The sequence below is a fragment of the Bradyrhizobium sp. LB13.1 genome (genome assembly GCF_054056815.1).
The window spans coordinates 7282785-7306075 of record NZ_JBSRYQ010000001.1 but is presented as its reverse complement, the minus strand read 5'-3'; the positions used below and the strand labels follow the sequence as shown (position 1 = coordinate 7306075).

Here is a 23291-nt window from a genome sequence, read left to right as displayed (position 1 = left end):
TGAGCCGGGGCCCATGCCTCAGCGAACTCGGCGCAAATCTGGGTCCCGGCTCTGCGTCGCAACGTTGCACGTTGCGCCGCGTCCGGGACATGAGACCGTCCCGCGCAACGCAGCCATGATCGCACTTCCTTGCGCGCGTCCCGCGATTTCGGCCATCATGCGCCTCTCCTCGCGGCAACGCCCGCGGGCCTGGAGGAAACATGAAGAACAAGATCACCGGCCGCTCCGCCTTTCTCGCGCTGCTCAAGGACGAGGGCATCACGCATCTGTTCGGCAATCCCGGCACCACCGAGCTGCCGATCATGCATGCGCTGAAGGACCATCCCGACCTCACCTATGTGATGGCGATGCAGGAGAGCCTGGTGGTGGCGATCGCGGATGGATATAGCCGCGCCTCCGGCAAGCTTGTCGCCTGCAACGTCCATGTCGCACCCGGCCTCGGCAACGCGATGGGCTCGCTCTACAACGCCCAGTTCACAGGCACGCCGATGATCCTCACCGCGGGCCAGCAGGAGCAGGGACACGGCTTGATGGAGCCGGTGCTGTATGGCCCGCTGGTGCGCATGGCCGAGCCGCTGGTGAAATGGGCCGTCGAGGTGACGCGGCTGGAGGATTTGCCGCGCATCGTTCGCCGCGCCGCCAAGGTTGCGATGACGCCGCCGACCGGGCCGGTGTTCATCTCGCTGCCCGGCGATATCCTCAACAGCGAGGCCGGCATCGATCTCGGCCGCTCCACCCGCATCGACGCCCGCACAAGGCCGTCGGACGAGGCGCTGAAGGCTTTTGCCGCGCGCCTGCTCAAGGCCGAGCGCCCCGTAATCGTTACTATGGACGAGGTGGTCAAGAGTGACGCGCTGAATGAGGCCGCCGAGCTCGCCGAGCTGATGGGGGCGGCCGCCTATCAGTCCTCGACGCCCTACGGTTCGCACTTTCTCTCCGAGAGCCCGAGCTTCGTCGGCACGCTGGCGCGCGTGCAGAAGGTCGCGCGCGACACGCTCGCACCCTACGATCTTCTGATCGCGCTCGGCGGCGATCCCCTGCGGATGTCGGTCTATAGCGAGGTCGATGCGCTACCGGATGGTCTCGGGGTCGTGCAGGTCGGCCTCGCCGATTGGGAGATTGCCAAGAACTACGGCGCCGAGATCGCGCTGAAGGCGGATCTGAAGGAGACGTTGCGCGCGCTGATTCCGGTGCTGAAGGAGATGGGCGGCGTTGCCCTGGCGAGCCGCGCGAAACAACGTCTCGCCGAACTCGCACCGCAGAACTGGACCGCGCGGCGCGGCGCGCTGGTGGAGCAGATCGGCAAGGCCGCGGACCGTAGCCCCATCGATCCGGACTGGCTGGTGTTGCAAATGGTGGAGGCCATGCCCGAAAACGCCATCCTGGTCGACGAAGGCCTTACCTCCAGCCGCCAGATCACGGCGTTGCGTGCGCACCGCGACCGCTTCGGCTATCACGGTCTCGCCTCCGGCGGCATTGGCTGGGGCCTACCGGCCTCGGTCGGCGCCAGCATTGCCAATCCGGATCGGCCCGTCGTCTGTTTCTCCGGCGACGGCAGCGCGATGTATTCGATCCAATCGCTGTGGACCGCGGCGCATCACAAGCTGCCGCTCAATGTCGTCATCGCCAACAATGGCGGCTACCGCATCATCAAGCAGCGCTTGCTCGCATTCCATGGCGACGACAATTACGTCGGCATGGATTTTGTCGATCCGCCAGTGGACTTCGCCGGGATCGCGAAGGCGCTGGGATGCGAGGCGATCAAGGTCAGCGATCCGCGGGAGCTGAAGGCGACGCTGGCGTCAGCGTTCAACCGTCCGGGGACGAAGCTGATCGAGGTGATGGTGGACGGGAAGGTGTAGGCACATCAACCGCTGTCATTGCGAGGAGCGAAGCGACGAAGCAATCCAGATTGTTTCCGCGGAGGGATCCTGGATTGCTTCGCTTCGCTCGCAATGACGAGGAGGCGGCAGCGGGCCTACCCCGTCTTCCCCACCCTGAACCCCGCCGCCGGATGCGGCGCACCTAGCCGCGCGCGCCCCTCGCCAAACAGCTTCTCCCGCAGCGTGCCCTGCGCATACTCTTTCTTGTATCTTCCACGCCGCGTCAGCTCCGGCACCAGCATGTCGGCGATATCCTCGAAATCACCGGGCGAGATCGCGAAGGCGACATTGAGGCCGTCGACATCGGTCGCCTCGAACCACGCCTCGATCTTGTCTGCGACCATCTCCGGCGTGCCGACCACGACAGGACCGGCCCCGCCGACGCCGACATGCTCGATGACGTCGCGCACGGTCCAGACGCGGTCGGGATCGGCGCGGGTGACGTTATCGAGTGCGCTGCGGCCGGCATCGTTCTGGACATGACGCACCTGCTGATCGAGTTCGTAGCCGGAGAAGTCGATGCCGGTCCATCCCGACATGAGGGCCAACGCGCCTTCCGGGCTGATATGCGACCGGTAGTCGGCATATTTGGCCGCCGCCTCGGCTTCCGTGTTGCCGAGGATGATCGTCATCATCGAGAACATCAGGATCTCCGCCGGATTGCGGCCGAACGCGGCGGCCTCCTGACGGATCGCCGACACGCGCGGCGCGATCACCTTGGCCGACGGCCCGGACATGAACACGCATTCGGCATGCTTCGCCGCGAACTGCCGTCCGCGCGGCGAGGTGCCGGCCTGATACAGCACGGGCGTCCGCTGCGGCGACGGCTCGCTGAGGTGAATGGTGTTGTTGATGCGGTAGTTCGCGCCCTCGTGGTTGACGCGATGGATTTTTGTGGGATCGGTGAAGATGCCGCGCTTGCGGTCGCGCAGCACGGCGTCGTCCTCCCAGCTCCCTTCCCAGAGCTTGTAGACGACCTCCATATATTCGTCTGCGATCTCGTAGCGGTCGTCATGCCCGGTCTGCTTGTCCTTGCCGGCCCCGCGCGCGGCGCTGTCGAGATAACCGGTGACGACGTTCCAGCCGATCCGTCCCTCGGTGAGATGATCCAGCGTCGACATCCGCCGCGCGAACGGATAGGGCGGCTCGAAGGAAAGATTGCTGGTGACGCCGAAGCCGAGATTCTGCGTCACCGCCGCCATCGCCGACAGCAGCAGCAGCGGTTCGTTCGACGGCGTCTGCGCTGCATTGCGCAAGGCTGCGTCAGGGCTGTTGCCATAGACGTCGTAGACCCCGAGCACGTCAGCCAGGAACAGGCCATCGAAGCGGCCGCGCTCCAGCGTTTTGGCGAGATCGATCCAGTAGGGCAGGCGGTTATATTCGGCCGTGCGGTCGCGCGGATGGGTCCACAGGCCCGGTGACTGGTGCGCGACGCAATTCATCGCAAAAGCGTTGAGCCTGATCTGCTTGGCCATGATGGTCCCCCGGCGCCCTGTACCGGGCGCTCTTCGAATGATAGAGCTGCGCCCGAACTTGGCGAAGTTCTTGCATATAACTCGACCTTGGCAAGGCCAAAATCAGCGGTGCTGCTGCGCTTGGCAAGCCAATCTCAAGAGAGCAAGAACGAAATCCCAAGACTATCGAAGTCCCCGCCACTTTCGGAGGCCCACCCGTCTCGGGTATGCTCTTTCGTCTCGCAACCTAAAAAAGAAAATAATGACCAGAGCCGATGCCATCGCCCGCGCCCGTGACGATTTCAAATTCGGCGCGTTCCTCACCGAACTCGACCGCCGCGTCGCCTACCGGACCGAGAGCCAGAATCCGAACCGGAGCGTCGAGCTGCGCGCCTATCTGGAACAGGAGATGGTGCCCGCTTTCGCCGCGCTCGACTTCGAAAGCCGCATGGTCGAATCTCCCAACGGCAAGGCGCCGTTTCTGTTCGCCGAGCACCACGAGAGCGAGACGGCGCCGACCGTGCTGATCTACGGTCATGGCGACGTCGTCGACGGCCATGGAGGGCGAGTGGCGCGACGGCCGCGATCCCTGGCGCACGACGGTTGCGGGTACGCGCCTCTATGGCCGCGGCACCGCCGACAACAAGGGCCAGCACAGCATCAACATGGCGGCACTCCGCGCGGTGCGCGACGCCCGCGGCGGCAAGCTCGGCTTCAACGCCAAGTTCATCGTCGAGATGGGCGAGGAGACCGGCTCGCCCGATCTCGGCAAGGTCTGCGATCTCAATCGCGATGCGCTCAGGGCCGATCTGTTCATGGCCTCGGACGGGCCACGCCTGTCCGCCGACCGCCCCACACTGTTCCTCGGCTGCCGCGGCGGCATACGCATTCATCTCGATGTGAACCTTCGTGACGGCGGACATCATTCCGGTAATTGGGGCGGCGTGCTTGCCAACCCTGCGACCGTGTTGGTCAACGCGATCTCGACGCTGGTCGACGGCCACGGCCGCCTTCAGCTCGAAGCGCTGAAGCCGCCCCGGCTCACCAACCAGATCCGCAGCTATCTTGCCGACGTGCAGGTGGTGCCGACCGAGGACGAGCCGGCGCTCGCTGAGAGCTGGGGCGAAGAAGGGCTGTCGGCGGCCGAGCGGCTCTATGCCTGGAACACGCTTGAAGTGCTGGCGATGTCGTCCGGCAATATCGAGAAGCCAGCCAACGCCATTCCCGGCCACGCCAATGCCGTGCTGCAACTGCGTTTCGTGGTCGGCACCAAAATCGACGGCCTGATCGACGCCGTCCGCGCACATCTGGTCCAGAAGGGTTTTCCGATGGTCGAGGTGCGGGCGGCGCAGAGCTTTGCCGCCTCGCGCACCGATTTCGACAGCCCCTGGATCAAGTGGGCGGCGGATTCGGTGCAGGAGACCACCGGCAAGGTGCCGGCGGTGCTGCCGAACTTCGGCGGCTCGCTGCCCAACGACGTGTTTTCCGAAATCCTGGGCCTGCCGACGATCTGGGTGCCGCACTCCTATCCCGGCTGCTCCCAGCATGCGCCCAATGAGCACATCCTGCTGCCATTGACCGAAGAGGCCTTGACGGTGATGGCCGGCCTGTTCTGGGATCTCGGGGAATTGCCAGGACCGCTAACACGTCCGCTAACACGCCCGCTAACCTGAGCGTTAACCTGAGCCGCCATCCAGTCGAAAGTCACATTCTATTCCGGCTTGTTTTGTGCTTGCATCCCGCCGGCATCATCCTGAAAGGGGACCAAAAAGTGAAACACTTCCGTAGCATCGGCCTCGCGCTCGCCGCGACCTTCGCCGTCAGCCAGGCTGGGGCCGAGGAGCTGACCGGTACGCTGAAGAACATCAAGGACACCGGCGCCATCACGTTGGGCTTCCGCGACTCCTCGATTCCGTTCTCCTATCTCGACGACAACCAGAAGCCCATCGGATTCGCGATGGACATCTGCTACAAGATCGTCGACGCCGTGAAGAAAGAGCTCAAGCTCGACAAGCTCGAGGTGAAGCTCAACCCGGTGACCTCGGCGACCCGCATCCCGCTGATGGCCAACGGCACCATCGACCTCGAATGCGGCTCGACCACCAACAATGTCGAACGCCAGAAGCAGGTCGCCTTCACCAATACCCACTTCCTGACCGCCAGCCGCTACGTCTTCAAAAAATCAAGCGGCCTGAAGTCGATCGACGACCTCAAGGGCAAGACGGTAGTCTCGACTGCCGGCACCACCAACATCAAGCAGCTCACCGAAGCCAATGTGGCGAAAAGCCTCGGCGCCAACATCATTCCGGCCAAGGATCACGCCGAATCCTTCCTGATGGTCGAGACCGACCGCGCGGTCGCCTTCGTGATGGACGACATCCTGCTCGCGAGCCTCGTTGCCGGCTCGAAGTCGCCGGACGACTACGTTATCTCCAAGGATGCGTTCTCCAAGCCTGAGCCCTACGCCATCATGCTGCGCAAGGACGACGCGCCGTTCAAGAAGGTGGTCGATGCGGCGACCGCTGCGGTCTACACCTCCGGCGAGGGCCAGAAAATCTACGACAAATGGTTCACGGCCAAGATCCCGCCGAAGGGTCTCAACCTCAACACCCCGATCTCGCCCGAGCTGAAGCACGAGTTCGCCAAGCCGAGCGACTCGCCGAATCCGGACGACTATAAGTAAGCTCCGATCCGTCCTGGAATCAGGACTTCGGGATCAAAATGATGTCCGGCCACTCTTGACACCAGGGTGGCCGGACATTTGCATAGGCGCCCGGGACATCTGTGATTGGCGCGTTCGCGCGGGGGACACGTGAACTACCACTGGAACTGGGGAATTTTCTTCGAGCCCAACCCGATGGGGACCGGCACCTATCTTGACATGCTGCTGTCGGGGCTGGTGCTGACCCTGAAGACGGGCGTGCTCGCCTGGATCATCGCGCTGATTTTCGGCACGATCGTCGGCGTGCTGCGCACTTTGCCGTCAAAGACCGCGTCCTGGATCGGCTTTTGCTGGGTCGAATTCTTCCGTAACATGCCGCTGCTGGTGCAGCTGTTTCTGTGGTTCTTCGTGCTGCCGGAATTGCTGCCGAAATCGGCCGGCACTTGGCTGAAGCAAATGCCGAACGCACCGTTCTGGACGGCGGCGATCGGCATCGGCTTCTTCATGTCGGCGCGCGTCGCCGTGCAATTGCAGGCCGGCGTCGGCTCATTACCGCGCGGGCAGAGGATGGCCGCGACTGCGCTGGGCCTGACCACTGTGCAGGGCTACCGCTACGTGCTGCTGCCGATGGCGTTCCGCATTATCCTGCCGCCGCTGACCTCCGAATTCCTCAACACCATCAAGAACACGGCCGTGGCCATCACCATCGGCCTGCTCGAGCTCACCGGACAGGCGCGCTCGATGCAGGAATTCTCGTTCCAGGTGTTCGAGGCCTTTACCGCCGCGACCCTGCTTTATCTCCTCGTCAACGTCGTCGTCGTGACTGCGATGCGCTTCCTCGAGCGCTGGGTCGCGATCCCCGGCTACATCACGGGGAAATAGCGCCATGTTCAGCAATCTCGATTTCGACGTCATCCGCCGCGCACTGCCCTATCTGTTCTACGAAGGCATGACGTTCACGCTGATGCTGACGGGGCTCGCGGCACTCGGCGGCCTGGTCTTCGGCACGGCGATCGCGCTGATGCGGTTGTCCGGCTACAAGACGCTCGGATACGTCGCCGGCGTCTATGTCGACTTCATGCGTTCGCTGCCGCTGGTGCTGGTGATCTTCTGGTTCTACTTCCTGGTGCCCTATATCGGGCAGTGGCTGACCGGCTCGTCGCGCCCCATCAGCGTCGGCGCGTTCGCGTCCTCGCTCATCACCTTCATCATGTTCGAGGCCGCGTACTTCTCCGAGATCATGCGTGCCGGCATCCAGTCGATCTCGCGCGGCCAGCCTGCCGCGGCCAACGCGCTGGGGCTGACCTACGCCCAGACCATGCGCTACATCGTGCTGCCGCAGGCGTTCCGCAACATGCTGCCGGTTCTGATCACGCAGACCATCGTGCTGTTCCAGGACACCTCGCTGGTCTACGTGCTGTCGATTACCGACTTTCTGGGAGCTGCGAGCAAGGTCGCGCAGCGCGACGGTCGTTTGGTCGAAATGTATCTGTTCGCCGCAATCGTCTACTTCACCATCTCCTGTGTCGCATCCTACGGCGTCCGCCGCCTCCAGGCGCGCATCGCCATCATCCGTTAGAGCGTATCGGTCATGATCGAAATCAGCCACGTCGACAAATGGTATAGCCCGACCTTCCAGGTGCTGACCGACTGCACCACCAGCGTCACCAAGGGCGAGGTCGTGGTGGTCTGCGGTCCCTCGGGCTCGGGCAAGTCGACGCTGATCAAATGCGTCAACGCGCTGGAGCCGTTCCAGAAAGGCGACATCAGCGTCGATGGAACCAAGGTCAACGATCCCAAGACCAATTTGCCGAAGCTGCGCTCGCGGGTCGGCATGGTGTTCCAGCACTTCGAGCTGTTTCCGCATCTGAAGATCATCGACAATCTCTGCCTCGCACAGCAGAAAGTGCTCGACCGGTCGCGCGACAAGGCGGTGGCGAAAGGCATGCAGCTGCTGGAGCGCGTCGGTCTGAAGGAACAGGCGCAGAAGTTTCCCGCGCAACTGTCCGGCGGCCAGCAGCAGCGCGTGGCGATCGCCCGCGCGCTCGCGATGGATCCCATTGTCATGCTGTTCGACGAGCCGACCTCGGCGCTCGACCCCGAAATGGTGAGCGAGGTGCTCGACGTCATGGTGGACCTCGCCCATGAGGGCATGACCATGATGGTCGTCACCCACGAGATGGGCTTTGCCCGCAAGGTCGCCAACCGCGTGATCTTCATGGATCGCGGCGAGATCGTCGAGGACGCCCCGAAGGAGGATTTCTTCGGCAAGCCCCGCAGCGACCGCGCGCAGAAGTTCTTGTCGAAGATTTTGTCGCATTAGTCGTCTGACGCCAAATAGGGTTTATCGGTGCCTGCGAATTTCGTATAGCAGCGGAAGTTCCGTTTATTCCCGCCAGGAGACCTGCCTTGGACTCGATCGCCTACGTCAACGGCTCATTCGTCCCGCTCTCGGACGCTAAAATCTCGGTCCTCGATCGCGGTTTCCTGTTCGCCGACGGCATCTACGAGGTCTCGGCGGTGCTTGACGGCAAGCTGATCGACAACGCCTCGCATCTGACGCGGCTGGAGCGCTCGGTCGGCGAAATTAAGCTAAAGCTCCCCGAGACGGTCGAGCGCATCACCGAGATCCAGAAGGAGCTGATCGCGCGCAACAGGGTCGAGAACGGCCTCGTCTATCTCCAGGTCACGCGTGGGGCCGACAAGGGCCGCGACTTCGCCTTCCCCAAGGGCGACGTCAAGTCGAGCCTGGTGATGTTCACCTCGGAGAAGGACATCATCAACGCGGCATCGGCCAAGACCGGCATCAACGTCATCACCGTGCCGGACATCCGCTGGGAGCGGCGCGACATCAAGAGCGTCGCGCTGCTGGCGCAGGTGCTTGCGAAACAGGCCGCGGCCGAAGCCGGTGCGGGCGAGGCCTGGATGCTGGAGGACGGCTACGTCACCGAGGGCGGCTCGTCCTCGGCGTTCATCCTGACGCAGGACGACGTCATCGTGACCCGCAAGAATTCCAACGCGATCCTGCCGGGTTGCACCCGCAAGGCGGTGGTGGCTCTTGCCGAAGAGCGCCAGCTCCGGGTCGAGGAGCGTTCCTTCACGGTCGCCGAAGCGCTCGCCGCCAAGGAGGCCTTTGCCACCTCGGCGTCGCTGTTTGTCCAGCCGGTGGTTGCGATCGACGGCAAGAAGATCGGCGACGGCAAGCCCGGCCCGATGGCAACAAGGCTGCGCGAGATTTATGTGGAGTTCGCCAAGGCGACGGCGGTCTGACGAAGCTGCCGTAGGTGGGCAAAGGCGCGCTTGCGCCGTGCCCACCTGTTCTCTCGCGTTCGCTGAAAGACGGTGGGCACGCTTCGCTTTGCCCACCCTTGTATTAGCGCGCCGCAGCTCACGCCACCGACGCCTTCACTTTCACCGGGTGAATCGCCCGGAACGCGATCGCCAACCTGTTCCAGGCATTGATGGCCCCGATCAGCATCGTCAGGTTGACCGTCTCCGCATCGGAGAATTGTGCGCGGACCTGCTCGTAGACGTCATCAGGCGCGTGCGTCTCGGAGATCAGCGTCACCGACTCGGTCCATGCCAGCGCGGCGCGCTCGCGGTCAGTATAGAGCGGGGATTCGGGCCAGGCGTTGAGCAGATAGATGCGCTGCTCGGTCTCGCCGCGCTTGCGGGCGTCCTCGGTGTGCATGTTGATGCAGAAGGCACATCCGTTGATCTGCGACGCGCGGATCTTGACGAGCTCGATCAGCGATTTCTCCAGTCCCGTCGACTGGATCTGCTCTTCCAGCGCCATCAGCGCCTTCATCGTGTCGGGTGCGGCCTGGTAGAAATTCATGCGGGGTTTCATGGTCGTTCTCCTTGCTTGCTGGGTTGGTGTCAGTGGGCGCCACCGGCCGAGGCATGGCCGGCCTTCTTCAGGAAGAGGGTAGCGATCAACGCGACGATCAGTGCCACGCCGAGCAGATAGAAGGTGTCGCTGAAGGCGAGGATATAGGCCTGCTTCTGCACGATATGGCCGATCGCGACATAGGCGCGATGCGACGCGTCCGCACGGTCGAGGATGCCGTGATTGACGAAGTATTGCGTGAGCTGTTCCATCCGCGTCCGCGTCGCCTGCTCGAACAGCGAGACCGACTGCATCAGCACGTTGGAGTGATACTGCTCGCGCTTGGTCAGCAGGGTCTGCAGCAGCGCGATGCCGACGGCGCCACCGAGATTGCGCATCATGTTGAACAAGCCGGAGGCCGAGCCCGCGTTCTCCGGTTCGATGCCTGACGTCGCCACCGCAGACAGCGGCGCCATCACCAGCGCCTGCCCGATCGCACGAACCACATTGGGCCAGAGCAATTGATCGGCGGCATAGTTGCCGGTCATGTAAATATTCATGAAGTTGGAGGCCGCAAACAGGACGAAGCCGACGCCGATGATGAGCCGCGCATCGAGCTTCTGCATAAGGCGTGGCACCAGCGGGATCAGCAGGAGCTGCGGCAGGCCGGTCCATGCCAGTACCATGCCGATCTGCTCGGCATTGTAGCCCTGGATGCGGGCCAGATATTGCGGCAGGATGAACACCGAGCCGTAGAGCGCGATTCCCAGTAGGAAGTTCGCGAGCATGCCGAAACCGAAATTGCGGCGAACGAGCAGACGCAGGTTCAGGAGCGGCTTCTTCACCGTGAGCTCGATGATCAGGAAGGCGGTCAGCGCGACGGCCGCGATGACGGAGAGCTTGACGATGAAGGGCGAGCCGAACCAGTCGTCCTTGTTGCCTTCCTCCAGGACGGTTTGCAGCGCGGACAGTCCGATCGCCATGGTGATGATGCCGGCCCAGTCGCCCTCGCCCAGCAACGACAGCTTCATCAGCTTTGCGTCCAGCGCGTACCAGAGCATGCCGACCATGATCGCGCCGGGGACGACATTGACGTAGAAGATGTACTGCCAGCCAAAATTCTCGGTGAGATAACCGCCGATGGTTGGGCCGATCGCGGGCGCGAACGTCGCCGACAGCGCAAACAGCGCAAGCCCGACCGGCTGTTTTCCGCGCGGCAGCAACGTGATGATCAGCGTGAACGCCATCGGGATCAGCACGCCGCCGGTGAAACCTTGTACCGCCCGTAGCACGATCATCTGCGGCAGGTCCTGCGCCAGCGCACAGGCGGCCGACAGGATCAGGAACAGGACCGCGTTGGTGAGGAGATAGATGCGGATCGAAAACACCTGCGCGAGCCAGCCGGACAGCGGGATCACCACGATCTCCGCGATCAGATAGGAGGTCGAGATCCAGCCGCCGTCGTCGATGCCGGCGCCGATCGCGCCCTGGATGTCGGCGAGCGAGGCATTGACGATCTGGATGTTCAGCACCGCCATGAAGGCGCCGAGCGTCGCGCCGATCACGGCGATCCAGGTCTTGGTGGAAACCGCCGGCGTGGCGGGTGCGGCTCGAGCGGGAATGCCGGCGGCGGAAGCGGCGTTCAGCGCGGGTTGGAGTGTGCTCATGGAAGGCCTCGTCTCGGATATGGAGACAGGATGCATCAGGCGAGTGTTTTCGATAATCGAGGAAGCGTTGGAAGGATCGTCCGGCAGGACTTGATAATGCTGCCGGAGTTGGCCTTTAGCCGCCGTTGGGTCGCGTCGCATTGTCGGCGAGGCGCTTGGCCGTCTCGCGTTCGGCCAGCACGGTCGCCTTGGTGTCGACTGTCGGCTCCGCCGACATACCGGGGCGCAGCAGCCCGGTCAGGCGGTGGTCGTCGAGCACGATCTTCACCGGCACGCGCTGCACGATCTTGGTGAAATTCCCGGTGGCGTTGTCGGGCGGCAGCAGTGCGAATTCGAGGCCGCTCGCCGGCGACAGGCTGTCGACATGGCCGCGCAGGGTCTGGTTGCGGAAACTGTCGACATGCAGTTCGACCGGCTGGCCGGCGCGAACATGGGTGAGCTGGGTCTCCTTGAAATTGGCGACCACATAGACCGCATCGAGCGGCACCACCGCCATCAATTGCGTGCCGGCCTGCACGAACTGTCCCACGCGCAGTGAGCGGGCGCCGACCGTGCCGTCGACCGGCGCGGCAATCTCGGTGTAGGAGAGATTCAGCGCCGCCTGCTCGGCGACCGCGCGCGCGTGTTCGAGCTGGGCTGTGGCTTGCGCGCGCTGGGTGGTGAGTACGTCGACCTTGCGCTGTGCGGCCACGAGGCCCGACTTCGCGTGCTGCAGTTGCGCGTTGCTGGCGCGCAACGCAGCGTCAGTCTGCTGGGCGCGCTGGATCGTCCCGGAGCCCGACTTCATCAAATCGTCGTAGCGGGCGCGCTCCTCCTGCGCGAATTTCAGATTCGCGTCCGCGGCAGTCACATCGGCCGTGCTCTGCTCGATGATAGGCTGCTGAAGTTCGAGTTGGGCATCGAGGTTACGCACAGACGCTTCCGCCGCAGCCACATCGGCGCGGGCCTGGTCGAGCGCCGCCTTGAAGTCGCGGCCGTCGATCTTTGCCAGCACCTGGCCCGCTTTGACCTCTTCGTTATCGCTGACCAGCACCTTGGCGATGTAGCCCGAGACTTTTGGCGCGACGATCGTGGAGTCGGCCTTCACATAGGCATCGTCGGTTGTCTCGAGGTAGCGCCCGGTGGTCCAGTAATCGTGTCCGTAATGGACAATCGCTGCCATGCCCGCGAGAAGGGCGAGCACCAATGCCGCGCGCCGGACGATATTCCGCGCAGGCACCGGAAGCGGAACCTTGGGGTTATCATGAGTGATTTCAGTCGCTTGCTGGAAGTTTTCGGTGCGGGGCATCTCGGACATCGCGATCTCCTATCGGCTGACTGAGAGTATCGGTCTTCCTGACTCGCGCGATAATCCGCAAAATGCCGGAAGGATTATCCATTTTGAGTGGATAGTTGGGGCCATCGCTTGGGTGTGGGGTGTACCGAGCCAGGGGGGCGACTGCCCCAGAGCGATTGCCGCGTCTGTCGCGCGATTGCTGCTAATGCATGCGCGAACCGTGGGACGATCGGACGGATAATCCGACTAAATTCCTTGCGATTATCGAACAAGAGCGGATAATCAGCCTGCATGGATCGATTGACCAGCCTTGAAGTCTTCAGCCGGGTGGTCGAGACCGGCGGTTTCTCTGCAGCGGCCCGTAAGCTCAACATGTCGACCACCATGGTGAGCAATCACGTTCAGGCGCTGGAAGACCGGCTCGGCGTGAGGCTGCTCCAGCGCACCACGCGCAAGGTCAACCTCACCGAGATCGGCAGGGCCTATTACGACCGCTGCATCCAGATCCTCGCCGATATCGAACAGGCCGACGATATCGCGAGCGAGTTGCAGTCGGTGCCTCGCGGCACGCTACGGATCCACGTCGCCACGCACATGGTGCCGTTCGTCGCGCCCGTGGTGGCGAAGCTCCTGTCGACCTATCCAGAGCTCAGGATTGATCTGCGCATGGGCGAAGCCGACATCGACCTCATCGAAGAAGGTTATGACGTTGCCCTGCGCATGACCTCACCGCCGGATTCGAGCCTGATCGTCCGCAGCCTCGCCACCTGGCGCCACGTGCTGTGCTGCTCGCACGACTATCTCGAAAGGCACGGTCGCGTGCAGAAGCTCGATGAGCTCACCGCGCACAATTGCGCCCGTCACTTGAACTATCCGTTCGGCGACGATTGGCGCTTCTTCGATCGCAAGGGCACGCCGGCATCGGTGCGAATTTCGGGCAGCTTCATCACCAACAGCGGTGAGGCCTTGCGAAAGGTGGCGCTGGAAAGCGCTGCCGTCTGCCTGATGGCGGGTTTTCTCGTCCAGGACGATCTCGAAGCCGGTCACCTCGTTCGCCTTCTGCCCGAATATCGTCCCGTCGAGATGTCGATGAACGCGGTCTATCCGCACCGGCATCATCTGTCGGCGAAGGTCAGGACCTTCATCGACATGCTCGTGCATCACAGCGCCGAGCAGCAGAAGCTGATCAATCCCTACTCATGACCGGGGCGGCGCCGGCAGCCGCCCGAACACTTTTTCGAGCGCCATGCCGACCGCAAGCAGGCAGCGATCGCTGCCTGCGGGACCATCCAGCTCGAGCCCGATCGGCAGTTTGCTGACCGCGCCGAGCGCAATCGGAATCTGGATTCCGGGAAGCCCGGCATTGCTGCCGGGATCGGTGTTCTGGATGAACAGGCCAAAATTTTCGGGGCTGCTGGCGTCGGGGTTGGAAGCGATCGCAACGCGCGGCGTGGTGGGGAAGGCGATGGCGTCGAGCCGGTTGTCCGCAAAGGTCCTGCCGTAGAGCGCCTGCAGGGCGGGACGCGCGGACTTGATGGCGGCCTCATAGATCGGGCCGGCATCGACCAGGGTATTGTCGGGACCAGGCAGTTTGCGCGGGATCACGAGGCCATCATAGGTATCCTTGACGTCGGGGCTCGCGATCTCCCGCGCCAGTGCGTCGATGGTGATGCCGGTGCCGGTGCCTGCGAGATAGGCCACCATGTCGTCATAGGCCTCGTACAGCGCGATGGGAAAGCCGACCTGGCCGTTGAGTTCGGCCAACTGCGGCATCTCGATCTCGAGGACCGTGACGCCCTGTGTCTTCACTTTCGCGACCGCCGCCTGGAAGGCGGCATCGGTGTCGGTATCAAGATTGATCAGCATCGACCTCACGATGCCGATTCGTATCTGCTTCAGATCAGCCGGTTGAACGGCGTCGCCGCCCGCAATGACGCGGTCGAGCAGTTCGACATCCGCCATGGTCGCGGCCATCGGGCCCGCGGTGTCGCGGGTGTGCGAGATCGGCGCGATGCCAGCTTGCGGATAGCGTCCGACCGTCGGGCGCAGCGAGGCACATCCATTCAGTGCGGCGGGCACGCGGACCGATCCGCCAGTGTCGGTTCCGAGCCCGCCCGCAACGATCCGCGCGCCGATCGCGGCACCCGTGCCAGACGAGGAGCCGCCCGCGATCAGGGCACGGTCATAGGCGTTGCGCACGCCGAACTCCGTGCCGGTCTTGAACGCAGTGTTGTAGCCGGAGATGCCGAAGGCGAGCTCGTGCATGTTGGTCTTGCCGATGATGATCGCGCCCGCCGCGCGCAACTTTGCGACAACAGGCGCGTCAGCCTTCGGAACGTATTGCTTCAGCGCCGGTGTTCCTGCGCTACAGGGAAGCTCCGCGACCTCGATATTGTCCTTGATCACGATGGGCACGCCGCCGAGGGGCTTGCTGTCGCCCGTCGCGTCGAATGCGGCCGAGGCCTTCAAGGCACCAACCTCGTCCAAGGTGACGAAGGCATTCAGATCGGCATTGGCCTTAGCGTGGGCAAGAGCTTCCGTCGTGAGCGCGGTGCTCGTGATTTTTCCGGCGCGGAGGTCGGCCACGGCCTGGGTCAGGGTTAACCGGTCGAAATCCATGATGCGTCACCCGATTGCAGGAGCGCCATCAGGGCGCCCCTCAGCTTCAGAGGCTGAAGCCTCATCGGCGCCCCGTCAACCGTAGGCGCGCATCTTTGCAGGTGACGGCGCATCGAGCTCGGCGAAGAGCCGTTCGACCTCGGCCTTCACCTTTCCAATCGCGGCGTCCTTAACCGGCCCGTAGCCGCGGATATCCATCGGGGCTTTTGCAATGGCGATGAGGTCAGGCAGATGCGCTGCGTCGAGCCCGCTGAGAAGCCGGTTGATGACGCGATCGTACCAGGTGATCAGCTCCCGTTCGGCGCGCCGTTCCGCCGTGTAGCCGAACGGATCGAACGGCGTCCCGCGCAATCCCTTCATCCGCGCGAGCATGGCAAGCGGTGTCTGGATCCATTGCCCGAAGGCGCGTTTGCGCGGACGTCCGCGGGCGTCGCGCCTCGACGGCAGGAACGGCGGGGCGAGGTGATATTGGATGCTGAAGTTGCCTTCGAACTCGCCTTTCAACGCGTCGAGGAAACCACCCTGCATATGCAGCCGCGCCACCTCGTACTCGTCCTTGTAGGCCATCAGCTTGAACAGGGCGCGCGCGACGGCCTCGGTCAACGCCTCGCTGTTCAAATTGGCTTCGGCATTGCGAACGTTTGCAACGAGTGTCCGATAATGCGTCGCGTAGGCGCGGTCCTGATAAGCGGTGAGGAAATCGGCGCGGCGGTTGATCAACTGGTCGAGCGTCTCGGCCTTGGACGCCTCGTCCGTCTTCGGCAGAAAGTCCGGATCGGCGGTCGCGATCCGGCCCCAGGCAAAGGCCTGCTTGTTGCGCTGGACCGCGACGCCGTTGAGCTCGATCGCGCGCAACAGCGCCGACAGCGAGACCGGCAGCAGCCCGCGCTGCCAGGCAAAGCCCAGCATGATGATGTTGGCATAGACGGCATCGCCGAGCAGGCGCTCGGCAAGCGCGTTGGCGTTGATAGTGTCGAGATTGCCGTCGCCGATCACCTGGCCGATCGCGCGCAGGCGAGCGGGTGAAGCGAGATCGGCGTCGCGGAAACGGACGACGTCACCGGTCGGCATCTCCGCGGTGTTGACCGCGGCGCGCGTGCCTTTCCGATAGGTGCCGGACGCCTTTGGCGACGAACTGACGACGAGGTCGCAGCCGATCAGCGCATCGGCCGCGCCCTGGTCGATACGCACCTGATGCAGCGCCTCGGGAGTTGGCGCAAGCCGGATATAGCTCAGCACCGGCCCGAATTTCTGTGCAAAGCCGGTAAAATCCAGTACCGAGACGCCGCTTCGTTCGAGATGCGCCGCCATGCCGATCAGCGCGCCGACCGTGATCACGCCAGTGCCGCCGACGCCCGTGATGAGCAGATCATAGGGACGGTCGAGCGTTGCGGGCGCGGGCAGGGGAAGCGTCGCCGCGTGGCCGACCGCGTCGATCTGGCTCGCGCTCTTCTTTCGGCGCGTCGCACCCTCAACGGTGACGAAGCTCGGGCAGAACCCGTTGAGGCAGGAGAAGTCCTTGTTGCAGGATGAGAGGTTGATCTGGCGCTTCCGGCCGAACGGCGTCTCTTTGGGCTCGACGCTGAGACAGTTGGATTCGATCGAGCAGTCGCCGCAGCCTTCGCAGACGAGGTCGTTGATATAGGCAAAGCGTTTGGGGTCGGCCATCTCGCCACGCTTGCGCCTGCGCCGCTTCTCTGTCGCGCAGGTCTGCTGATAGATCAGCACCGAGACGCCGGAGATTTCGCGCAGCTCGCGCTGCACGCCGTCCATCTCGTCGCGCGGATGGATGGACACGTCGACCGGCAGATCCCCTGGCGAAAATTGGGTGGGATCGTCCGACACCAGCGCGATGCGCGCAACGCCCTCGGCGCGGACGCTGTGCGCGATGGCGCGGACGCTGACCGGGCCGTCAACAGGTTGGCCGCCGGTCATCGCGACCGCATCGTTGAACAGGATCTTGTAGGTGATGTTGGCCTGAGCCGCGATCGCCTGCCGGATCGCCATCGAGCCCGAATGATAATAGGTGCCTTCGCCGAGATTCTGGAAGACATGCTTTTTTCCGGTGAAGCGTGACGAGGCCGCCCAGTTCACGCCTTCGCCGCCCATCTGGATCAGCGACGATGTCTCTCGGTCCATCCAGCTCGCCATGAAATGGCAGCCGATGCCGGCCAGCGCCTTCGACCCCTCCGGCACTTTTGTCGAAATGTTGTGCGGGCATCCGGAGCAGAAATACGGCGTGCGCGTCGCACCAGAGACGTTGATCGTGCGGGCGGCTTCCGGCAACAGGGTCGCTGCCCGCGCGGCGAGATTGAGGCCTGGGAACATCGGATCGAGCCGGCGTGCGAGCACCCCGGCGAGCGCACGCGGTGACAATTCGCCGATCCAGGAGATCAGCCGCGCGCCGGTCTCGTCATGCTTTCCGACCATGCGCTCGGGCTTTGCGCCGGGATAGTCGTAAAAATATTCCTTGAACTGGCTCTCGATGATGCCGCGCTTCTCCTCGACCACGAGGATCTCGCGCTTGCCTTTCACGAACGCCATCGCGTCATGCAGCGCCAGCGGCCAGACCATGCCGACCTTGTAGATGTCGATGCCGATGCCGCGGCAGGCCGCTTCGTCCAGGCCCATCAGCCGCATCGCTTCCATCAAATCGAGATGCGCCTTGCCCGTGGTGACGATGCCGTAGGTGGCGCCCGAGATGTCGTAGATGTGACGGTCGATCGGGTTGGCCTTTGCGAAGGCGTAGACCGCGTGCTTCTTCGCCTCCAGCCGCTCCTCGATCTGCGGCCCCGGCAGATCCGGCCAACGATAGTGCAGCCCGCCCGGTGGCGGCGCGAAGTCCGGCGTGTGGAAGGCGCGCGGCGGGCGCAGCGCAACAGACGCGCCGGATTCCACGATCTCCGAGATTGCCTTGAAGCCCACCCACATGCCGGAGAAGCGGCTCAGCGCATAGCCATATGCGCCGAACTCGAGATATTCGGCGACGCTGGCGGGGTGCAACGTCGGCATGAACCAGCTCATGAAGGCGACGTCGGACTGGTGCGGCATCGAGGATGAGACGCAGCCATGGTCGTCGCCGGCGACCACCAGAACGCCGCCATGCGGCGAGGAGCCGTAGGCGTTGCCGTGCTTGAGCGCATCGCCGGAGCGGTCGACGCCGGGACCCTTGCCATACCAGAGCCCGAACACGCCATCGACCTCGCGGTCGGCTTGCGTCTCGACCTGCTGCGAGCCCAGCACCGCGGTCGCGGCAAGATCTTCGTTCACTGCGGGGAGGAATTCGATGCGGTCGCGCTTCAGCCGCTCCTGGATGCGCCACAGTTCCAGATCGACGCCGCCGAGCGGCGAGCCGCGATAGCCTGAGATGAAGCCGGCCGTGTTCAGCCCCGCGGCACGGTCACGCCTGACCTGGTCCAGCGCAATGCGGACGATGGCCTGCGTGCCCGTGAGGAAGACGCGTCCCTCGTCGCGATCGTAGCGGTCGGAGAGCTCGTAGGCGTCGAGTGACGGAATGGCGTCCATGGCGGATCTCCCGCGGCATCTTTGCCGAATGGGAGAAGAGTAGGCTTGGGTGACTGGTAGGTCTTACCTGATTTTCCCGATGACGGGCCTGTTCTGGTAGAATTATCCGGTACGGTCTATAAGGTGGTTGGATAATCCATCTTAGTGGTTTGCATGATCGAGGACCAGGACGCGCGGATTCTCGCCTACCTTCAGAGGGACGGCCGCGCCACCAACCAGCAGCTCGCCGACGCGGTCGGCATGTCGACCTCGGCGTGCTGGCGCCGGGTGCGTGCGCTGGAGGAGAGCGGAGCCATCCAGGGCTATGCGGCCCTGGTCGCGCGCGAGCAGGCGGGCTTTGCGATGTCCGCGATCCTCCACGTCTCGCTGGAACGACACGACGCAAAATTCGTCGACGAGTTCGTCGCGCGGGTGACCACGCGGCGTGAGGTGCTGGAGTGCTTTGCGACCACGGGCGATGCCGATTATCATTTGCGTGTCGTGGTGCAGGACATGGCGGCCTACAACAGATTCCTCGACGAGTTCATGTTCCGCATCCCCGGCATTCGCTACGTCCGCAGCAACGTGGTGCTGAAGGAAATCAAGACCAGCGTCGCACTGCCGTTTTGAGGCAACTTCATCCGCGCCGCAGTTGGCGCAGCGACAGCATATGCAACAGGATCGAGCTCGGCACCACGAAGGCAGGGGTCAGCACATTCGGAAAGGTGTCTACAGCCATGGCCGGGCCCTCTGGAATGATGAGCTGGAACGGGCCGGGCGACATGATCATCCCCAAGGTGATCGCGACGGCCAAATCAGCGAGGCCGAAGATGTTCCAAAGCATCGCCGCTTTTCGACCCTCGGCCGTTCCGGTCGCCACGGCAATCGCCGCCGGTACCGCGAACAGGCCGGTCAGCACATCGCCAGTTCCTGCCGGCAGCGCCCATAGGCCCGGCATCACCCCCCACAGCCAGTAAACGAGCCATTGGCTGCCAAAGGACGCGGTAAACCTGCAGGGCGATGAGCCACGTCATCGGCATTGCATCGAGCAACTGGCCCACCCGCTTCGACAACAGCAGTACCGGAGTCCCGACGATCACCGGCAGCAGGATCGCCGCTGGAAGCAGCGGCAAGGAGGAAGCGCCCGCGCGGAACGCGCCGTTGATGGCTGCCGTCCAGGCGACGGCGGCCCAAAGCGTGAAAGGGACCATGACGGCTAGCCAGGTCGCCTGGCGTTGTCTTGGTATCAACGCGGTGCCTTCGAGGCCGAGCCACAATCCAAGCGCGATGAACCCATGGACCATCAGCCGAACGCCAAGGGCCGGAAAGCCGCTCTCCGGAAGCGCGGGTAGCGCGTAGATCAACCAGGTCCACAGCGTCGTGAATGCAACGATCCACGTCAGGGTGAGCCAGGCGGGCCGCGGGGCCATCACGCCAGCGGAAACAGCATCGGCGTTCATCGGCGTTCCTCCCGCTGCGTCACGGTGCTTTCTTCCGCTGATCCGGCCCTCAAGAGAAGCATGAAGACGAGAACATGGCTGACGAGCAGCAGCGGCACGTAGAGGGCCGGGATATAAATCCCGGCGCCGAACAGGCCCGGATTCTGGATTTTGGTTACGCCCATGTAGTACGCATTTAAAAGGTCCAGCGTGCCCCAGACGTTAAATATCCAGACCATCGGAACGGCGATCGACCATCGCCAGGACAGCGCTGCCATCGACATGAGCGCGAGCGTGGCGGCGATGAGATCTCCCCATCCGACCTCGCTGGCGAAATCCGGGCTCAACTCCGAAGAGACGAATCCGGCAACCATGAAGTTCATCCCCAAGAACCTGAACGCATGGAACGCAGCGAGAAGTCTCAGGGCGTCATGGCGCGTCATGGCGCGGAGCGCCGGCCAAACATAGATGGCGGCCACCACCGAGCTTGTCAGGAAAGCCCCGGCGACGCTGAGAACGAACGGAAGGTTAAAGCTCGGTGGCACGTTCGGATGTCCTTGTGATTGTCCGTCCGGTCGAGTGAGTCGAAGCCGGTCGTTTCGATCCGGCGTCGACGCGCGCTCAGGGTTTGGTCATGAGCAGGCGGAGCGGCATCAGCGGACCGACTGCAATGTATTCGTGATCGATGAGATCCTGCTTGGCGAGCGGCAGGCCGTCCATGATGGCGTGCCCTTCGATGACATCCTTGACATCCAGCAGGAAGACGGCTCCGCGCCCGTCGGACCGCGAATACCATTCACGAACCTTTCCATTGAGATAGAGCTGTACGGTCTGCCTGATTTCATCGGGCATGACGGCTATGACCTGTTCGCGTGTGACGCCTGGCTTGACGGACAGGATGACCATGACCCCGGTTGTGGGCGATGCGGCTTGCGCTTGGGCAGGGGATGTATCGGCCATGGAAGTCGCACCTATCAATGTGAGGGTGAATGCCAAGACGGCGTGACGGATTGCTTTCATTGGTCTCATTTCTCCGATCACGGCGGTCGCCGTGGTGTCGCGAGTGTCAGCGCATGCAGCGGTGCTGCTTGCAGGCTGGATGTAAGTCTGCTTTGCACCGGCGACTATTCGCGATAATGTTGACGGGTTATGAAGCAGAACTTCACAGTCAGGCACGGTGCACTCGACGGCGTGGAGGCGTTCCTGAGTGTCGCCCAGCACCGCAGTTTCCGCCGGGCGGCCGCTGAACTCGGGGTCACGCCATCGGCCATCAGTCAGGCGGTACGAGCGCTCGAGGCGCGCGTGGGCGCGGCGCTCTTCATCCGCACGACCCGCAGCGTCGGTCTGACCGAAGCCGGCGAAAGGTTCTTTGCTCGCGCAAGACCAGCCTTCGAAGAGCTCATCGCAGCAAGCGGGGCGGCGCGTGAGCTCGGACAGCGGCCAGCCGGTCTCCTGCGTCTCACCGTACCGCGCTCGGTCGTGCCGATCCTGCTGGAGCCGGTGGTCGCGTCGTTCTGCCGGGCGTTTCCCGAGATTGAGGTGGAGCTTGCTGCGAGCGAAGAGCTGGTCGACCTCGCTGCCGGAGGTTTTGACGCCGGCATCAGGATGGGCCAGTTCATCACCCCTGACATGATCGCGGTGCGGCTGACGAAGCCGCTGCCGCTCATCATCGTGGGCAGCCCAGCTTACCTCGACCGCCGCGGCTGGCCCGAGCGCCCGGACAATCTGCGTGAGCACGCGTGCCTGAGATTGCGACGATCGAACGGTGCGCTTGCATCATGGTCGCTCAACGACAACGGGCGTTCGATCGAGATCGCCGTTTCGGGACCCTTCATCGCCAACGACTTTCCCACGATGCTCGGCGCTGCCGTCGAGGGTGTAGGTCTTGCGCAAGTGCCCGCACCGCTCGCCGCCGGTGCCATGACGACGGGAAAACTCGTCCACGTGCTGGAGCAATTCGCGCCGATGACGCCGGGGGTGTTCCTCTACTATCCCGGCCATCGACAAATCATGCCGAAGTTGCGGGCCTTTATCGATCATGTGAAGGGCCGCTCAGGAGCCACGAGCTGATCCGAGTCCGGATTTAACGAACTGACGCTGCTGTTTTGATCGAGCTGCGTAGGGTGCGCAAAAGTGTTCCTGCGCCGTGCCCCACCACGCAAGCAGCCTACCGCTCCTCCCGCACGAACCTGTTCCGCAGCGTCCCGACACCGGTGATGTCGATCTCCACGACATCGCCGTGCTTGATGTCCGGCGACGCACCGTCGGTACCCATCCAGATCACATCGCCGGGCCACAGTGTGAAGTATTTCGTCAGCTCCACCAGGAACGCCACCACGCCGAAGATCATGTCGTTGGTGTGGAAGCGGTTGGTCTCCTTGCCATTGACCCGGACGACGGTTTCCATTTTCGCAAGATCGGCCTCGGTTTCGATCCATGGGCCCATCGGCTTGAACGTGTCGGCGTTCTTCGACCGCCACAGGCTGCGGTCGGCCTTCTGCCAGCTCCGCTCGCTGACGTCGTTGCCGATGGTATAGCCGAACACGCAATCCATCGCGTTCTGTTTGGTGAGATGCTTCACCTTCTTGCCGATGACGACGACGAGCTCGCCTTCATAGTGGATCTTGTCCGTCGCAAAAGACGGGATCACGACCTCCTCGTCATGGGCGATCAGCGCGTTCTGTGCGCGATAGCCGATCTCGGGCCGATCAGGCACGGCCGGCACCTCGCCGCGCTTGTCGGCGGCCTCTTTCAGGTGTTTCAGGTAGTTCAGGCCGACGCAGTAAAACGTGCGCGGGATCAGCGGCAGCTCGATCTTGACCTGCGACAGCGGATGCGTGCGCGAGGTGCGCTGCCATTCGCCAAAGGGATCGCCGGTGACCGCGATCACCTGGTCGCCCTCGACGATTCCCCATGAAGCCTTGTCCGAGGCGGTGAATTTCAGCCAGCGCATGCCGT

General features: G+C 63.5%; 20 protein-coding genes and 1 pseudogene. 10 read left to right on the top strand and 11 right to left on the bottom strand.

From position 1 onward, the window contains the following. Positions 1-200: 200 nt before the first annotated feature. Positions 201-1862 carry a thiamine pyrophosphate-binding protein gene (locus ACVWYI_RS35435; protein WP_247339739.1) on the top strand — a complete coding sequence of 554 codons (1662 nt, stop codon included), beginning with the start codon at positions 201-203 and terminating at the stop codon, positions 1860-1862. Positions 1863-1978: 116 nt separating this feature from the next. Here the strand turns inward: ACVWYI_RS35435 and ACVWYI_RS35430 are convergent, their stop codons facing one another. Continuing rightward, positions 1979-3358, bottom strand: a complete 1380-nt coding sequence (locus tag ACVWYI_RS35430) for an LLM class flavin-dependent oxidoreductase (protein ID WP_247339740.1) — start codon at positions 3356-3358, stop codon at positions 1979-1981. 241 nt (positions 3359-3599) lie between these two features. Here ACVWYI_RS35430 and ACVWYI_RS35425 point away from each other — a divergent pair. The 6 genes and pseudogenes from ACVWYI_RS35425 to ACVWYI_RS35400 all read left to right on the top strand — a co-directional run bounded on the left by ACVWYI_RS35425 (position 3600) and on the right by ACVWYI_RS35400 (position 9269). Further along, a pseudogene (locus tag ACVWYI_RS35425) lies at positions 3600-5010 on the top strand (M20 family metallopeptidase). A gap of 98 nt (positions 5011-5108) precedes the next feature. After that, the gene (locus ACVWYI_RS35420) at positions 5109-6020 is read left to right on the top strand and encodes an amino acid ABC transporter substrate-binding protein (RefSeq protein WP_247339742.1); all 912 of its coding nucleotides are present in this window, start codon (positions 5109-5111) and stop codon (positions 6018-6020) included. 129 nt (positions 6021-6149) lie between these two features. Further along, positions 6150-6881, top strand: a complete 732-nt coding sequence (locus ACVWYI_RS35415) for an amino acid ABC transporter permease (RefSeq protein WP_247339743.1) — start codon at positions 6150-6152, stop codon at positions 6879-6881. A gap of 4 nt (positions 6882-6885) precedes the next feature. Then, a complete protein-coding gene (locus ACVWYI_RS35410; protein WP_247339744.1) occupies positions 6886-7578 on the top strand; it encodes an amino acid ABC transporter permease in 693 nt (230 codons plus the stop codon). Between the two features lie 12 nt (positions 7579-7590). Then, on the top strand, positions 7591-8322 hold the full coding sequence (locus ACVWYI_RS35405) for an amino acid ABC transporter ATP-binding protein (RefSeq protein WP_247339745.1): 732 nt from the start codon (positions 7591-7593) through the stop codon (positions 8320-8322). An 86-nt stretch (positions 8323-8408) separates the two neighbouring features. After that, positions 8409-9269: a D-amino-acid transaminase gene (locus ACVWYI_RS35400; RefSeq protein WP_247339747.1), complete on the top strand. Its 861-nt coding sequence runs from the start codon at positions 8409-8411 to the stop codon at positions 9267-9269. 118 nt (positions 9270-9387) lie between these two features. Here ACVWYI_RS35400 and ACVWYI_RS35395 read toward each other — a convergent pair whose 3' ends face one another. The 3 genes from ACVWYI_RS35395 to ACVWYI_RS35385 form a co-directional block, all read right to left on the bottom strand. Further along, positions 9388-9849, bottom strand: a complete 462-nt coding sequence (locus ACVWYI_RS35395) for a carboxymuconolactone decarboxylase family protein (protein WP_247339750.1) — start codon at positions 9847-9849, stop codon at positions 9388-9390. A 29-nt stretch (positions 9850-9878) separates the two neighbouring features. Beyond that, positions 9879-11495 carry an MDR family MFS transporter gene (locus tag ACVWYI_RS35390; protein ID WP_247339751.1) on the bottom strand — a complete coding sequence of 539 codons (1617 nt, stop codon included), beginning with the start codon at positions 11493-11495 and terminating at the stop codon, positions 9879-9881. A 115-nt stretch (positions 11496-11610) separates the two neighbouring features. After that, positions 11611-12792: an HlyD family secretion protein gene (locus ACVWYI_RS35385; RefSeq protein ID WP_456664357.1), complete on the bottom strand. Its 1182-nt coding sequence runs from the start codon at positions 12790-12792 to the stop codon at positions 11611-11613. Positions 12793-13062: 270 nt separating this feature from the next. Here ACVWYI_RS35385 and ACVWYI_RS35380 point away from each other — a divergent pair, with 270 nt between their 5' ends. Then, positions 13063-13974, top strand: a complete 912-nt coding sequence (locus ACVWYI_RS35380) for a LysR family transcriptional regulator (RefSeq protein WP_247339755.1) — start codon at positions 13063-13065, stop codon at positions 13972-13974. On the opposite strand, the gene iaaH is transcribed toward ACVWYI_RS35380, so the two are convergent. Beyond that, positions 13969-15390 carry an indoleacetamide hydrolase gene (gene iaaH, locus ACVWYI_RS35375; protein ID WP_456664356.1) on the bottom strand — a complete coding sequence of 474 codons (1422 nt, stop codon included), beginning with the start codon at positions 15388-15390 and terminating at the stop codon, positions 13969-13971. The two genes, ACVWYI_RS35380 and iaaH, sit on opposite strands and share 6 nt — an antisense overlap. 75 nt (positions 15391-15465) lie before the next feature. Continuing rightward, positions 15466-18915 carry an indolepyruvate ferredoxin oxidoreductase family protein gene (locus ACVWYI_RS35370; protein WP_456664355.1) on the bottom strand — a complete coding sequence of 1150 codons (3450 nt, stop codon included), beginning with the start codon at positions 18913-18915 and terminating at the stop codon, positions 15466-15468. 153 nt (positions 18916-19068) lie between these two features. On the opposite strand from ACVWYI_RS35370, the gene ACVWYI_RS35365 reads away from it, so the two are divergent. Further along, positions 19069-19524 carry an Lrp/AsnC family transcriptional regulator gene (locus ACVWYI_RS35365; RefSeq protein ID WP_247339761.1) on the top strand — a complete coding sequence of 152 codons (456 nt, stop codon included), beginning with the start codon at positions 19069-19071 and terminating at the stop codon, positions 19522-19524. Between the two features lie 7 nt (positions 19525-19531). On the opposite strand, the gene ACVWYI_RS35360 is transcribed toward ACVWYI_RS35365, so the two are convergent. The 4 genes from ACVWYI_RS35360 to ACVWYI_RS35345 form a co-directional block, all read right to left on the bottom strand. After that, positions 19532-19738, bottom strand: a complete 207-nt coding sequence (locus ACVWYI_RS35360; protein ID WP_456664354.1) for a hypothetical protein — start codon at positions 19736-19738, stop codon at positions 19532-19534. After that, on the bottom strand, positions 19710-20354 hold the full coding sequence (locus ACVWYI_RS35355) for a hypothetical protein (RefSeq protein WP_456664353.1): 645 nt from the start codon (positions 20352-20354) through the stop codon (positions 19710-19712). Before ACVWYI_RS35355 ends, ACVWYI_RS35360 begins: the two co-directional genes overlap by 29 nt. Further along, a complete protein-coding gene (locus ACVWYI_RS35350) occupies positions 20351-20878 on the bottom strand; it encodes a hypothetical protein (RefSeq protein ID WP_456664352.1) in 528 nt (175 codons plus the stop codon). Before ACVWYI_RS35350 ends, ACVWYI_RS35355 begins: the two co-directional genes overlap by 4 nt. A gap of 76 nt (positions 20879-20954) precedes the next feature. After that, the gene (locus ACVWYI_RS35345) at positions 20955-21353 is read right to left on the bottom strand and encodes a hypothetical protein (protein ID WP_456664351.1); all 399 of its coding nucleotides are present in this window, start codon (positions 21351-21353) and stop codon (positions 20955-20957) included. A 129-nt stretch (positions 21354-21482) separates the two neighbouring features. Between ACVWYI_RS35345 and ACVWYI_RS35340 the strand changes: the two genes are divergently transcribed. Then, complete coding sequence (locus ACVWYI_RS35340; protein WP_247339766.1) at positions 21483-22403, top strand: LysR family transcriptional regulator; 921 nt, start codon at positions 21483-21485, stop codon at positions 22401-22403. Between the two features lie 97 nt (positions 22404-22500). On the opposite strand, the gene ACVWYI_RS35335 is transcribed toward ACVWYI_RS35340, so the two are convergent. Then, a complete protein-coding gene (locus ACVWYI_RS35335; RefSeq protein ID WP_247446233.1) occupies positions 22501-23286 on the bottom strand; it encodes a fumarylacetoacetate hydrolase family protein in 786 nt (261 codons plus the stop codon). Between the last annotated feature and the right edge of the window lie 5 nt (positions 23287-23291).

Excerpts from the sequence above, each read along its gene's own strand:
- ACVWYI_RS35355 (WP_456664353.1), bottom strand. The coding sequence starts at position 20,354 with ATGAACGCCGATGCTGTTTCCGCTGGCGTGATGGCCCCGCGGCCCGCC.
- ACVWYI_RS35365 (WP_247339761.1), top strand. The coding sequence starts at position 19,069 with ATGATCGAGGACCAGGACGCGCGGATTCTCGCCTACCTTCAGAGGGAC.
- ACVWYI_RS35410 (WP_247339744.1), top strand. The coding sequence starts at position 6,886 with ATGTTCAGCAATCTCGATTTCGACGTCATCCGCCGCGCACTGCCCTAT.
- ACVWYI_RS35360 (WP_456664354.1), bottom strand. The coding sequence starts at position 19,738 with ATGCTTTGGAACATCTTCGGCCTCGCTGATTTGGCCGTCGCGATCACC.
- ACVWYI_RS35395 (WP_247339750.1), bottom strand. The coding sequence starts at position 9,849 with ATGAAACCCCGCATGAATTTCTACCAGGCCGCACCCGACACGATGAAG.
- ACVWYI_RS35405 (WP_247339745.1), top strand. The coding sequence starts at position 7,591 with ATGATCGAAATCAGCCACGTCGACAAATGGTATAGCCCGACCTTCCAG.
- ACVWYI_RS35370 (WP_456664355.1), bottom strand. The coding sequence starts at position 18,915 with ATGGACGCCATTCCGTCACTCGACGCCTACGAGCTCTCCGACCGCTAC.
- ACVWYI_RS35430 (WP_247339740.1), bottom strand. The coding sequence starts at position 3,358 with ATGGCCAAGCAGATCAGGCTCAACGCTTTTGCGATGAATTGCGTCGCG.
- ACVWYI_RS35345 (WP_456664351.1), bottom strand. The coding sequence starts at position 21,353 with ATGAAAGCAATCCGTCACGCCGTCTTGGCATTCACCCTCACATTGATA.
- ACVWYI_RS35390 (WP_247339751.1), bottom strand. The coding sequence starts at position 11,495 with ATGAGCACACTCCAACCCGCGCTGAACGCCGCTTCCGCCGCCGGCATT.
- ACVWYI_RS35340 (WP_247339766.1), top strand. The coding sequence starts at position 21,483 with ATGAAGCAGAACTTCACAGTCAGGCACGGTGCACTCGACGGCGTGGAG.
- ACVWYI_RS35435 (WP_247339739.1), top strand. The coding sequence starts at position 201 with ATGAAGAACAAGATCACCGGCCGCTCCGCCTTTCTCGCGCTGCTCAAG.
- ACVWYI_RS35380 (WP_247339755.1), top strand. The coding sequence starts at position 13,063 with ATGGATCGATTGACCAGCCTTGAAGTCTTCAGCCGGGTGGTCGAGACC.
- ACVWYI_RS35335 (WP_247446233.1), bottom strand. The coding sequence starts at position 23,286 with ATGCGCTGGCTGAAATTCACCGCCTCGGACAAGGCTTCATGGGGAATC.
- ACVWYI_RS35385 (WP_456664357.1), bottom strand. The coding sequence starts at position 12,792 with ATGTCCGAGATGCCCCGCACCGAAAACTTCCAGCAAGCGACTGAAATC.
- iaaH (WP_456664356.1), bottom strand. The coding sequence starts at position 15,390 with ATGGATTTCGACCGGTTAACCCTGACCCAGGCCGTGGCCGACCTCCGC.